This window comes from Pseudomonas sp. Z003-0.4C(8344-21) (assembly GCF_900104975.1).
Classification (GTDB): domain Bacteria; phylum Pseudomonadota; class Gammaproteobacteria; order Pseudomonadales; family Pseudomonadaceae; genus Aquipseudomonas; species Aquipseudomonas granadensis.
This window is the reverse complement of sequence record NZ_LT629756.1, coordinates 1,260,589-1,272,059: the sequence shown is the minus strand read 5'-3', so window position 1 is coordinate 1,272,059 and position 11,471 is coordinate 1,260,589. Positions and strand designations below refer to the sequence as shown.

Annotated in this window: 13 protein-coding genes; 7 read left to right on the top strand and 6 right to left on the bottom strand. The window is 61.9% G+C overall.

The genetic code is table 11. The annotated features are described in order from the left end of the window. Positions 1 to 67: 67 nt before the first annotated feature. The 4 genes from BLU24_RS05955 to BLU24_RS05940 all read left to right on the top strand — a co-directional run bounded on the left by BLU24_RS05955 (position 68) and on the right by BLU24_RS05940 (position 3,435). Positions 68 to 1,624 (top strand): bifunctional aminoglycoside phosphotransferase/ATP-binding protein, encoded by a 1,557-nt coding sequence (locus BLU24_RS05955; RefSeq protein WP_093098296.1) that lies wholly within the window; start codon positions 68 to 70, stop codon positions 1,622 to 1,624. 91 nt (positions 1,625 to 1,715) lie between these two features. Further along, complete coding sequence (locus BLU24_RS05950) at positions 1,716 to 2,060, top strand: pentapeptide repeat-containing protein (RefSeq protein ID WP_093098293.1); 345 nt, start codon at positions 1,716 to 1,718, stop codon at positions 2,058 to 2,060. A gap of 285 nt (positions 2,061 to 2,345) precedes the next feature. Then, complete coding sequence (locus BLU24_RS05945; RefSeq protein ID WP_016773175.1) at positions 2,346 to 2,618, top strand: TfoX/Sxy family protein; 273 nt, start codon at positions 2,346 to 2,348, stop codon at positions 2,616 to 2,618. Positions 2,619 to 2,634: 16 nt separating this feature from the next. Beyond that, positions 2,635 to 3,435: a Crp/Fnr family transcriptional regulator gene (locus tag BLU24_RS05940; protein WP_093098290.1), complete on the top strand. Its 801-nt coding sequence runs from the start codon at positions 2,635 to 2,637 to the stop codon at positions 3,433 to 3,435. A gap of 227 nt (positions 3,436 to 3,662) precedes the next feature. Here the strand turns inward: BLU24_RS05940 and BLU24_RS05935 are convergent, their stop codons facing one another. The 4 genes from BLU24_RS05935 to BLU24_RS05920 are packed head-to-tail and all read right to left on the bottom strand — an operon-like array spanning position 3,663 to position 7,206. Beyond that, the gene (locus tag BLU24_RS05935; protein WP_093098287.1) at positions 3,663 to 4,511 is read right to left on the bottom strand and encodes a ChaN family lipoprotein; all 849 of its coding nucleotides are present in this window, start codon (positions 4,509 to 4,511) and stop codon (positions 3,663 to 3,665) included. A gap of 21 nt (positions 4,512 to 4,532) precedes the next feature. Further along, a complete protein-coding gene (locus tag BLU24_RS05930) occupies positions 4,533 to 5,300 on the bottom strand; it encodes a heme ABC transporter ATP-binding protein (RefSeq protein ID WP_093098284.1) in 768 nt (255 codons plus the stop codon). Then, on the bottom strand, positions 5,300 to 6,283 hold the full coding sequence (locus BLU24_RS05925; RefSeq protein ID WP_172833315.1) for a FecCD family ABC transporter permease: 984 nt from the start codon (positions 6,281 to 6,283) through the stop codon (positions 5,300 to 5,302). Before BLU24_RS05925 ends, BLU24_RS05930 begins: the two co-directional genes overlap by 1 nt. Before the next feature lie 50 nt (positions 6,284 to 6,333). Next, positions 6,334 to 7,206, bottom strand: coding sequence for a heme/hemin ABC transporter substrate-binding protein (locus tag BLU24_RS05920; RefSeq protein ID WP_093098278.1), 873 nt, complete (start codon positions 7,204 to 7,206; stop codon positions 6,334 to 6,336). Between the two features lie 164 nt (positions 7,207 to 7,370). Between BLU24_RS05920 and BLU24_RS05915 the strand changes: the two genes are divergently transcribed. Then, positions 7,371 to 7,688, top strand: coding sequence for a Rieske (2Fe-2S) protein (locus BLU24_RS05915; protein ID WP_093098275.1), 318 nt, complete (start codon positions 7,371 to 7,373; stop codon positions 7,686 to 7,688). Here the strand turns inward: BLU24_RS05915 and sfsA are convergent. Further along, positions 7,685 to 8,398, bottom strand: a complete 714-nt coding sequence (sfsA, locus tag BLU24_RS05910) for a DNA/RNA nuclease SfsA (RefSeq protein WP_093098272.1) — start codon at positions 8,396 to 8,398, stop codon at positions 7,685 to 7,687. The genes BLU24_RS05915 and sfsA overlap by 4 nt on opposite strands. Then, on the bottom strand, positions 8,398 to 9,567 hold the full coding sequence (locus BLU24_RS05905) for a pyridoxal phosphate-dependent aminotransferase (protein ID WP_093098269.1): 1,170 nt from the start codon (positions 9,565 to 9,567) through the stop codon (positions 8,398 to 8,400). The genes sfsA and BLU24_RS05905 overlap by 1 nt, the downstream gene beginning before the upstream one ends. A 333-nt stretch (positions 9,568 to 9,900) precedes the next feature. On the opposite strand from BLU24_RS05905, the gene dksA reads away from it, so the two are divergent. Further along, entirely contained in the window at positions 9,901 to 10,344 is a 444-nt protein-coding gene (gene dksA / locus BLU24_RS05900; protein WP_090286337.1) for an RNA polymerase-binding protein DksA, read from the top strand. A 204-nt stretch (positions 10,345 to 10,548) separates the two neighbouring features. Continuing rightward, the gene (gene gluQRS, locus BLU24_RS05895; protein ID WP_093098266.1) at positions 10,549 to 11,442 is read left to right on the top strand and encodes a tRNA glutamyl-Q(34) synthetase GluQRS; all 894 of its coding nucleotides are present in this window, start codon (positions 10,549 to 10,551) and stop codon (positions 11,440 to 11,442) included. The last annotated feature ends 29 nt before the right edge of the window (positions 11,443 to 11,471 follow it).

The window sequence follows — 11,471 nt, the reverse complement described above, 5'->3', positions numbered from 1 at the left end:
GTTTGCGTCCGGCGGGCAAGCGGCCATAATGGCGACCTCGAATTTCCCCGCCTCTGAAGGATCGCCCGTGAGCCAGTCCCTGATCGCTGCCCTGCAAAACCCGGCCCTCTACCCGCACCCTGTCGAAGGATTTCAGGTCATCGAAACCCACATCTCGTGGGTGATCCTCACCGGCCCCTTTGCCTATAAAGTGAAGAAGCCGGTAAATTTCGGCTTTCTCGACTTCACCGGCCTCGAATCCCGCGCGCACTTCTGCGCCGAAGAGCTGCGTCTCAACCAGCGCCTGACTGAAGATTTGTATCTGGAAGTGTTGCCAGTCACCGGCAGCGTTGAAGCGCCACAACTGGATGGCGACGGTGCACCTATCGAATACGTGCTGAAAATGCGTCAGTTCCCGCAGACTGGCCTGCTCAGCACCCTGCAAGCCAACGGCGAGCTGACCACCCAGCACATCGATGCGATGGCCGAGCAGATTGCCCGCTTCCACCTCAACGCGCCGAAAGTCCCGGCCGAGCATGACGCCGGCACCCCGGACAGCGTAATGGCGCCGGTCGCGCAGAACTTCGACCAGATCCTGCCGTTTCTCAGCGACAAAAACGACCTGCTGCAACTCGAGGCGCTGAAAGCCTGGGCCGAAAGCAGCTTCGAGCGTCTCAAGCCACTGTTCGCCGAGCGCAAGGCCGCGGGTTTTACCCGTGAATGCCACGGTGACATCCACTTGGGCAACGCCACGGTCATCGACGGCAACGTGGTGATCTTCGACTGCATCGAGTTCAACGAGCCGTTCCGTTTCACTGACGTCTGGGCCGACACCGGTTTCCTCGCGATGGACCTGGAAGACCGCGGCCTGAAATCCCTGGCTCGACGTTTCATCAGCCAGTACCTGGAACTGACCGGCGACTATCAGGGCCTTGAAGTGCTGAACTTCTATAAAGCCTACCGCGCGCTGGTCCGCGCCAAGGTCGCGCTGTTCAGCATGCCGGCGGACGCGACCGCCGTGCAGCGCGCCACCACCCTGCGCCAGTACCGCAACTACGCCAACCTGGCGGAAAGCTACAGCACTATTCCTTCGCGCTTCATGGCGATCACCCACGGTGTTTCCGCCGTTGGTAAAAGCCACGTGGCCATGCGCCTGGTCGAGGCACTGGGTGCGATCCGCCTGCGTTCGGACGTCGAGCGCAAGCGCCTGTTCGGCGAGCAGACCGTCACCAACGACGTACAGGCCGGGATTTACAGCGCCGATGCCAGCGCCGCGACCTACGCGCGCCTGCACGAAATCGCCGAAGTGATCCTGCACGCCGGTTTCCCGGTGGTGATCGACGCCACTTACCTGAAACGCGAGCAGCGCGACAATGCCGCGAAAATCGCTGAGGCCACCGGCACGCCGTTCCTGATCCTCGACTGCCACGCACCGCAAGCGGTGATCGAGAGCTGGCTGGCGATGCGCCAGGCCGACCAGAAGGACCCGTCCGACGCCACCCTGGCGGTGATCGAAGCGCAACAGGCCAATCGCGAAGCGCTGACGCCGGAAGAGATTCTGCGCAGCAAACGAGTGCAGACCAATGAATCCGGCACGCTGGATACCGTGGTCGCGCAGATTCGTCAGCGCCTGCCAGGCCTGTAAGAAACTATTTCGGCCGTGAAGCCCTCGCTCGCTTCACGGCCGCCAAATAGTGGCACTATACTGGCGTCATAAAACCAACAGGTGATCTGACATGAGCCAGCCGAAACTTCTCGATACCCCGCTGTATGCCTTGCTGCACAAAGACGACATCACTGGTTTCAACAAGGAACGTCCGCTGGACGGTCCGATCGACATGGTCGGTGGCGACTTCCGCGGTCTCGATCTGCGCGAGTTGAATGCCGATGGCGTGGATTTCCGCGACGCGTATTTCCGTTCCGCCGATTTGCGTGGCATCGACTTCCGTAACGCGCAGCTTGAAGGCGCAAGCCTGGCCCACGCGCAAATTTCCGGTGCCTACTTCCCGCCGGAGCTGAGTGCCGACGAAATTCTGATGTCGATGAATTTCGGCACGCGCTTGCGCTATCGCACACGCTGATAGCCCCATTACTTCCTGACACAACGCCATCCCCTGTAGGAGTGAGCCTGCTCGCGATAGCGGCTTCACATTCAATAAATAGATTGCCTGCCCGTCCGCTATCGCGAGCAGGCTCACTCCTACATTGATTTGTGTTCCCCCTCCTTTCTGCGCTCGCAGGCGTTCAAACACCCTTTCTTAGAAGCATTTGCGTCGAATCCGACCAAACAACCACGCTTTTCCTACTGATGGCTACACTCCTGAGAAGCTCGCCCACGCACCATTCGGCCGTCGCAAGGAGGCTTGATGAATGATGAACTGCAACACCTGAAAAATCTTGGCAAGACGTCGGCGCAATGGCTGCATGCCGTGGGCATCCACAGCGCCTCGGACTTGCGTCGGCTCGGCGCAGTGGACGCCTACCGGGCCGTGCGTACCCGCGGGTTTCGTGCATCGAAGGTGTTGTTGTATGCGATCGAAGGCGCGCTGATGGATGTGCACTGGAACGACATCCCCGCCGAACGCAAGGACGCCCTGAACAAGCAGCTCGAAGCCATTTCCGCGCGTCACAAGAACTGAACGGGCAGCGACCGTCATGTATTTACTGGGCGAACAATCGGCACGTACCGATGCAATGATCAACCGTTTGCAAAGCCTGCCCGTGCAGTGGTTGCGAGATCTCGCACCTTGCGGGCCGGTTTTGCAGGTCGATGCAACGGATGACTTGCTGCCCCTGCTGCCCGCCGAACAGTTGTTTCTGCTGATTGATGGCGTGATCAATGGCTGCATCGGTGCGCGACCGCTGTTTTACTGGCAGGAAGGCGATTTGATTGGTCTGCAGCAGGGTGATGTCTGGGCTGATTGTCACTGGTGCTGCGATGCGCCGCTGCGTTTGCAGCCTTACCGTCGCGAGGAGGTGTTTCGGTATCTGTTCGCTGACGCAGGCAGAGCGCAGCAGTTCGTCGAGTATCTGCAGGGCCACCTGGCGATTCTCGCCCACGCCGTAGCGGAGCTGAAACCGCGCGAATTTCGCAGCAGCAACGGTTTCAAACGAGTCGCGGCGGGGGAAATCCTGATCAGGCAGGGTGACATTGCCGATCATGTGTTTGTGATCATCGACGGGCATGCCGAAGCATTTGTCGACGGGCACAAGGTCGGTGACGTGCCCAGGGACGAGATCTTCGGTGCCATGGCGATCTTCACTGGCGAGCCGCGCAACGCCACGGTAATCGCGCGCGTCCCGAGTACAGTGATGATGATTCCCGGTGATCAGTTTCTGAGCATGACCCGCACCAATCCGAAGATTGCGCACAGCCTGATCGAAAGCATGGCGCGGCGCATCGGGCAATTGAATCGGCAGATCGCCCCCTCCACAGTGGCTGAAGGCCAACGCTGAAGCCCTGGATTCACGCGGTATTCCGGCCATTTACCCGACTAAATCGTAAAAACGGCAAATCAGTGGTTGACGCGCTAATGAGAATCGCTATGATTATCACAACTGGTCGCGAGATCAGTCGATATTCTGAAAAGCCCTTGGTTCGGACTCTCAGATTATCTCCTCATCAGGCTAATCACGGTTATTTGACCCGGTTCTTACCGGGTCTTTTTTTGCCCGCAAAAAAGTCATTTGCCGAACTGTTGGCGCATCTGTTCGCAGTAATCCGGCTTGGCCGTTGCAGGCGTGTACCAGACATAATCGGCCATCGCAGCCGTCACCGCGTCGCCCTGTTCGGCCATTATCAGCACCGTGGACTCCTTGGCCGCGCCCAGATCGAGAACATGCAGCGGCACGCCGGCGTCCTTGCGCGCATGCCACGCGCCAGCCAGAAGGATTGAGGGCGTGGGCGCCGCAAGCAGCCGTTCAGCCATGCGCCGATCGCGCTGTTGCTGAACCGCCAGCATCGCCGGCATTTGCGACTCGGGCAGCAAGCCGCAGTGGGAATCGCTGATCTGTCGCAGCAGTTGGTCCTGTACCGATGCCGCGTTGCTGCGCGCACCGCTCAACGCCGGAGCCTGGCGATAAACAGCACGGATTTCGTTATCGTCGAGATTGGCCGCCAGCAGCGGATACGGTTGCGAGAGCGCGAAGCGCACGATCGGTCCATAGAGCGTCCAGTCCCAGCCGTCCTGCCAGTCCAGCACTTTGGCAACATCGGCGGATGCCGGCATCTGGCGCGCGGCAGCCACTTTCGGCTGCTGATCCGGCGTGAGCATTTCCAGCAGCAGACTGCCCTGCTGGCGCTGCTCGCCGAGCGCTTGCAGCAGCCATAACTGCGCAGCGTGGTGATCGGCATTGTCATGCTGCTCACCGATGATCAGTCGCTCGGGCCTCGTGAGACGCCTCACCAGTTTCTCTGCGGTCAGCACTTCACCGCTGTGCAGGTCGCGAATTTCGCCACTGACTGGCGCTGGCGCAACAGCATGCTGACACCCTGCAAGCAACACCAGCATCAATAACCACAGTCCTCGCATGCACACACCTCGACGATTCAGTCAGCGGGCGATGATCAGCGGATGGCCGCGCTCCGGATGCGGCTGCACCAGCACTTCCAGCCCGAACACCGCTTGCAGGGTATCCGGCCGCAGCACCTGCTGCGGCGTATCAAGGGCTACTGGCCGGCCGTTTTCCAGCAGCAGGATGCGGTTACAGTAGCGCGCGGCGAGGTTCAGATCATGCAGGATCACCAGCACTGCCGCGCCGCGATCGGCAAATTCACGCACCGCCTGCAAAGTGGTGTGCTGGTGCAACGGATCAAGCATCGACGTCGGCTCGTCGAGCAACAGCGTTTGCCCGGCCTGCCCCGGCCACAGTTGCGCCAGCACCCGCGCCAGGTGCACGCGCTGCCGCTCGCCACCGGACAACGCCAGATAACTGCGCCCGCTCAGATGCCCGGCATCGGCGGCCGCCAATGCTGCAGCGATGATTTCCTCGTCACGCACGCGGCCGCTTTGATACGGCAAGCGGCCCATGCCCACCACTTCTTCGACCCGGAAGGCAAAGTCCAGCGTCGAAACCTGCGGCAAGACTGCCAAGCGTTGCGCACGCTGGCTTCGCGCCCAGTCATGCAACCGCTTGCCATCGAGCAACACCTCGCCCGCGCTGGCGGCCAACTCGCCGCACAACGCGCCGAGCAAAGTGCTTTTGCCCGCACCGTTCGGGCCGAGGACACCGAGCACTTCGCCCGCTTCGAGTTGTAGCGTGACCTCATCGAGCACGGTTTTGCGCCCGCGCTGAATCTGCAGATTGTGCGCACGCAGCATCAGGCCCGCCCTCGCAGCAGCAGATACAGAAAGAACGGCGCGCCGATGAACGCCGTGACGATACCGATCGGCAATTCCGCCGGCGCCAGCGCCAGCCGCGCCACCAGATCGGCGAGCAATAACAGGCTGCCACCGGCCAGCACCGAAGCCGTTAACAGCACCCGGTGATCCGGCCCGGCAAGCAGTCGCACAAGGTGTGGCACCACCAGCCCGACGAAACCGATCATGCCCGCCGCCGCCACCGCCGCGCCGACACCCAGCGCGGTGCAGAACACCAGCTCACGCTTGAGCCGCTCGACGTCGATCCCCAAATGCCCGGCCTCCGACTCGCCAAGCAACAACGCATTCAACGCCTTGGCCCGACGCGGCAGCCATAACGCGACACCGGCGCTGATGATCAGCAGTGGCCACAGCCGCGCGTAACTGGCGCCGTTGAGGCTGCCGAGGTTCCAGAAGGTCAGCGTGCGCAGGGTCGCGTCATCCGCCAGATAGGTGAACAGGCCGACAGCCGAGCCGGCCAGCGCCGTCAGCGCGATGCCCGCCAGCAACATGGTTGCGACATGGGTCTGACCGTTACGCCGGCCGAGTCGATAGACCAGCGCCGTTACCCCGAGCCCGCCGAGAAATGCGCACGCCGACAGCAGATACGGCGCGAAGGCTTCCGGCACTTCGCCAAACATCTCGCCGCCAACTATCGCAATCGCGGCTCCCAGCGCCGCGCCACTGGAAACACCGACCAGCCCCGGATCGGCCAGCGGATTGCGAAACAAGCCCTGCATGGCGACGCCGGACAACGCCAGCACACCGCCCACCGCCAGACCGAGCAAAGTCCGCGGCAGACGAATCTGCCCGAGGATCAGTTCAGCCTGTTCCAGGCCGTCCGGCGCCAGCGGCACGCCCAGCAGGCGCAACGCTGCGCGCAAAGTGTCGAACAGCGGCAAGCTGACCGGCCCCAGCGCCAACGACAACCAGGTCGCCAGCAGACACAGCAGCGTCAGGCCGATGAACAGGCCGCGCGGTTTGACCAGTGGGGTCATTGGCCGCCCTTGGCCGGATAAAAACCGTCAGTCAGGGTTTTCAGCGCAGCCGGCAAGCGCGGCCCGAGTCCGCCGACCAGCAACGTCGGATCCAGCTCCATCACCCGCCCGGCCTTGGCCGCGCGGCTGGAATTGAGAATCGGGTTCTCCTTGAACAGCGCGGTTTTCGCCGCCTCGCCGCTCAGCGCGCGGTCGGCGAACACCAGCACTTCGGGATCGAGGCTGGCGAGCGATTCCACCGAAAACGGTTTGTAACCGCTGTGGGTCGCCAGATTACGCCCGCCTGCCTGTTGCAGCAGCCAATCGGCGGCGGTGTCCTTGCCGGCTATCAGCGGTTTGCCTCCTGCGTGACCGAGCAACAACAGCACGCCCGGGGCTTTTTGTGCGGTTTGCGCCTGAGCCACCCGCGTCTGTTGCGCATCGAGTTGCTGTTGATAAGTTTGCAGCAGTTGTTTCGCCTGCGCCTCGGCGCCCAGCAGTTGGCCCAGGTGAATGAGGTTTTGCGCAAGCGTCGGCAGATCCGCTTGCGCCGAAAACAGCTCGACGCGGACCTTGGCTGCCTTGACCTGAGCCAGCACCGGCGGCGGGCCCATTTCTTCGGTGCCGATGAGAATGTCCGGGCGCAGACTGAGAATGCCCTCGGCGGAAAGACTGCGCTGATAACCGATGCTTGGCAGCGCCTTGAGCGATTGCGGATGCTGGCTGGTGGTATCGACGCCGACCAGTTTCGTCTCGCCGCCCAGCGCGCTGACCCACTCCGACAGCGCACCGCCGGCGCTGACCCAGCGTTGCGGCAGATCAGCCGCGACAGCGTGATGACTGAACAGCCAGCCGACACACAACGCAGCAATGCGGGTACTCAGGCGCATACACAGCTTCCTTGGATAAGGTTTCCCGGGCATCCGCAGAGCGAGCCAAGTATCCTCGACAGCTGCCAGACTCCCTGTGGGAGAGGGTCGCCATTTGATAATTGTTTGCATTTAAACGTCAAGCTCAGACATATCCAGACACGAGCAGACTCTTGAGGATAGCCATGAAGTTTCTCTGCGCCGGCGATGAGCTGGTCGAGGCCTGCAGTCGCGGCTTCGAAATCGACGGCAACAAACTGTTCGCCGTGCGCCGTGGCGGGCAGGTTTACGTTTATCTGAATCGCTGCCCGCACCGTGGCGTCGGGCTGGAATGGCAACCTGACCAGTTTCTCGACCCGAGCAACAGCCTGATCCAGTGCGCCACCCACGGCGCACTGTTTCTGATCGAGGACGGTGAATGCGTCGCCGGTCCATGTGCCGGGCAAGCGCTGACGGCGATTGAATGCCTGGAAGACGCGCAAGGCGTCTGGATCGATGTTTAACCGTTAAGCCGCACATCAAGTCGGCGGTCGATGACCATTTCCTCATGATCCAGGCGCACGCCATAAGCCAGCACCTCCACGCCGCAGGCGACCGCTTCGCGCAACGCCTCGGCATAGGCCGAATCGATTTCCTCGGCCGGGCGCACGGCTTCGATGCCGGTCAGGTTTACGCAATACAGCTGCACCGCACGAATGCCGTCGCGCGCCAGATGCGCCAGCTCGCGCAGGTGTTTGGCGCCACGCTGGGTCACGGCATCGGGAAACGCCGCCACCGCCGTCCCGTCGAAACCCAGGGTGACGCTCTTCACTTCGATATAAGCCGGGCCGCTCGGGTATTCGAGGCGAAAGTCGATGCGGCTTTTTTCCTGCCCGTAGGCGACTTCGCGCTTCAACGCGGTAAAGCCGTTCAACTCGGTGATGATCCCGGCCTGCAAGGCTTCTTCGACCAGCCCGTTGGCCCGTGCGGTATTCACACAGAACAAGCGCCCCTGCGGCGTTTCGCCGATCTCCCAGGTGCCAGGCAACTTGCGCTTCGGGTCGTTCGAGCGGCTGAACCAGACCTGCCCGCCCTCGACCTGACAGTTGAGCATTGAGCCGGTGTTCGGGCAGTGGATGGTCAGCAACTCGCCGCTAACGGTTTCGATGTCGGCGAGAAAACGTTTGTACCGGCGGATCAGGCGCGCCTCTTCAAGCTGTGGATAAAAGCGCATCAGCCTTGCCAGCTCTTCAAGCCACGGGCGATACGCTCCACCGCTTCCTGTAAGCGTTCAAGGTTTTGCGTGTAGGCGAAACGCACGTGGTGGCTGGCTTGGTGACGGCCAAAATCCAGCCCCGGCGTGAAGGCAACGTGCTCGGTTTCGAGGAAATGCTGGCAGAACGCGAAGGCATCGCCGCCGAACTGGCTGATATCGGCATACAGATAAAACGCCCCTTCAGGCTCGACGGCAATGTTGAAGCCCAGCTCACGCAACGCTGGCAAAAGGTAATCGCGGCGACGGCCGAATTCGGCGCGGCGCTCCTCGAAAATCGCGATCGTCGCCGGCTCAAAACAGGCCAGAGCCGCATGCTGCGCCATGCTCGGCGCGCTGATGTAGAGGTTTTGCGCAAGTTTCTCCAGCTCGCTGACCGCTGCGTCCGGCGCGACCAGCCAGCCGAGGCGCCAACCGGTCATGCCGAAATACTTGGAGAAGCTGTTGAGCACGAACGCACCGTCATCCACTTGCAGAACGCTGGCGGCATCGGTGCCGTACGTCAGGCCGTGATAGATCTCGTCCACCACCAAATGACCGTGACGCGCCTTGATGGCGGTGGATAACCCGGCCAGTTCATCGCGCGTCAGAATCGTCCCGGTCGGGTTGGCCGGCGACGCGACCAAGGCGCCGACGCTGTCGCGGTCCCAATGCCGCGCGACCAGATCGGGGGTCAGTTGATAGCGCACGTCCGGCCCAACCGGGACCAGCTGCGCCGCGCCTTCGACCAGTCGCAGAAAATGCCGGTTACACGGGTAGCCGGGGTCAGCCAGCAGCCAGTGCTTGCCCGGATCGACCAGCAATGCACTGACCAGCAGCAGCGCACCGGAGCCGCCCGGGGTGATCAGAATCCGTCGCGGGTCGATGTTCAGCCCGTACCGCGACTGATAGAACCCGGCAATCGCCTCGCGCAGCTCGGGAATCCCGCGCGCCGCGGTGTAGCGGGTCTTGCCCGCCGTCAGCGCCGCTTGCCCCGCACGGATGATCGGCTCGGCGGTAGTGAAGTCCGGCTCGCCGATCTCGAGATGGATCACGTCGTGCCCGGCGGCCTGCAATTCATTGGCCCGCGCGAGCAGCGCCATCACATGAAACGGTTCGATCGCACGACTGCGCGCACTGTAGGGGGCCATTGAAATGCCTTCGACGGGAAAAAAGAGACGATTCTACCTGTCTGCCGGAACGAGCGAGAACCCGTGAAGGTCACAGCCTCAAGAACGCTGGACTGTAACGATCTGAACGTACGCTCCAGGATTGACTAAAATCAGTGATTGAACAGGTCTCCATTCCCACAGACACGGCTTGCCAAACATCTGCAAGCGCCACCCGCCGGGGGCTCGACATCCGGGAGTAGCGCAGGCTGATTTGATCTGGTAAGTTCGCCCGCTTGCAGCCGCAGGGCCGGCAGGTGTCGGTGATGGAGCAATCCTGCGCAATGGATTACAAGAGTAGAGGCGGTCCATTTCATGCCCACCCAAGCAAAGCAACAGCAGCAATCGACGATCAGCGGCTTCGAACCTTACGTTCCGCAGCCGGGCGAAGAGTACATGGGCGCCCCGATGCGCGCGCACTTCACCAAGATCCTGAACAAGTGGAAACAGGACCTGATGCAGGAAGTCGACCGTACGGTTGATCACATGAAAGACGAAGCGGCCAACTTCCCTGACCCGGCCGACCGTGCCAGCCAGGAAGAAGAATTCGCTCTTGAACTGCGCGCCCGCGACCGCGAGCGCAAGCTGATCAAGAAGATCGACAAGACGCTTGAGCTGATTCAGGACGAAGAATACGGCTGGTGCGAATCCTGCGGCATCGAGATCGGCGTCAAGCGCCTCGAAGCCCGCCCGACGGCGGATCTGTGCATCGACTGCAAGACCCTGGCGGAAATCAAGGAAAAACAGGTCGGCAAGTGATTGCGACCTGAACGAAAAACGGAGCGTGCGAACGCTCCGTTTTTGTTTCTACCTTTTGCTTCTGCCTTTGTTTTTTGTAGGCGTGAGCCTGCTCGCGATAGCGATGGATCAGTCAATATTTTTGTTGAATGTCACACCGCTATCGCGAGCAGGCGAAGGCCTACAGGTTGACCTGCATATTCCCTGAAAAGTAGCTTCGCTTTCATGACTGCCAAATCCCCCGCCTATATCGGCCGCTTCGCCCCGACCCCCAGTGGCCACTTGCACTTTGGTTCGCTGGTCGCCGCCCTCGCCTCTTACCTGGACGCGCGTTCGGTTGGCGGGCGCTGGCTGGTGCGCATGGAAGATCTCGATCCGCCCCGCGAAGAGCCCGGAGTGCAAGCGGCGATTCTCAAGGCGCTGGAGAGTTACGGTTTCGAATGGGACGGCGACATGGTGCGCCAGAGTGATCGCCACGACGCCTACGCTGAAGTGCTAGACAGCCTGTTCAATCATGGCCTGGCGTATGCCTGCACCTGTTCGCGCAAACAGCTCGAGCCTTACAACGGCATATATCCGGGCTTTTGTCGCAATGCCGGTCATGAGCAACAGGACGCGGCGATCCGCCTGCGCGTGCCGGAGCTGGAATATCACTTCATCGACCGCGTGCAGGGCGAATATCGCCAGCACCTGGGCCGGGATGTCGGCGATTTCGTGATTCGTCGTCGCGACGGGCTCTACGCCTATCAACTGGCGGTGGTGCTGGATGACGCCTGGCAAGGCATCACCGACATCGTGCGCGGCGCCGACCTGCTCGACTCGACGCCGCGCCAGTTGTATCTGCAAGAACTGCTCGGCTTGCGTCAGCCGCGCTACCTGCATTTGCCGCTGATCACCCAGCCGGACGGCAACAAACTCGGCAAGTCCTACCGCTCGCCGCCGCTTGCGGCCGATCAGGCCACACCGTTACTGCTGCGAGCCCTGCGCGCACTGGGGCAAAACCCCGGCGCCGAACTCGCCCACGCTTCGCCGCGCGAACTGCTCGCCTGGGGCCGCGCGCACTGGGATGCCACGCAGATCCCGCGCACACTGACCCTGCCCGAGGCGCAACTGCAATGACGCCCCTTGCAGTCACGCCCCCATCCGTT

What these genes read in the sequence shown, in the direction of transcription:
- BLU24_RS05930 (WP_093098284.1), bottom strand. Translation starts at nt 5,300, where the DNA reads ATGCTGCGTGCGCACAATCTGCAGATTCAGCGCGGGCGCAAAACCGTG.
- BLU24_RS05945 (WP_016773175.1), top strand. Translation starts at nt 2,346, where the DNA reads ATGAATGATGAACTGCAACACCTGAAAAATCTTGGCAAGACGTCGGCG.
- sfsA (WP_093098272.1), bottom strand. Translation starts at nt 8,398, where the DNA reads ATGCGCTTTTATCCACAGCTTGAAGAGGCGCGCCTGATCCGCCGGTAC.
- dksA (WP_090286337.1), top strand. Translation starts at nt 9,901, where the DNA reads ATGCCCACCCAAGCAAAGCAACAGCAGCAATCGACGATCAGCGGCTTC.
- BLU24_RS05940 (WP_093098290.1), top strand. Translation starts at nt 2,635, where the DNA reads ATGTATTTACTGGGCGAACAATCGGCACGTACCGATGCAATGATCAAC.
- gluQRS (WP_093098266.1), top strand. Translation starts at nt 10,549, where the DNA reads ATGACTGCCAAATCCCCCGCCTATATCGGCCGCTTCGCCCCGACCCCC.
- BLU24_RS05905 (WP_093098269.1), bottom strand. Translation starts at nt 9,567, where the DNA reads ATGGCCCCCTACAGTGCGCGCAGTCGTGCGATCGAACCGTTTCATGTG.
- BLU24_RS05920 (WP_093098278.1), bottom strand. Translation starts at nt 7,206, where the DNA reads ATGCGCCTGAGTACCCGCATTGCTGCGTTGTGTGTCGGCTGGCTGTTC.
- BLU24_RS05915 (WP_093098275.1), top strand. Translation starts at nt 7,371, where the DNA reads ATGAAGTTTCTCTGCGCCGGCGATGAGCTGGTCGAGGCCTGCAGTCGC.
- BLU24_RS05950 (WP_093098293.1), top strand. Translation starts at nt 1,716, where the DNA reads ATGAGCCAGCCGAAACTTCTCGATACCCCGCTGTATGCCTTGCTGCAC.
- BLU24_RS05935 (WP_093098287.1), bottom strand. Translation starts at nt 4,511, where the DNA reads ATGCGAGGACTGTGGTTATTGATGCTGGTGTTGCTTGCAGGGTGTCAG.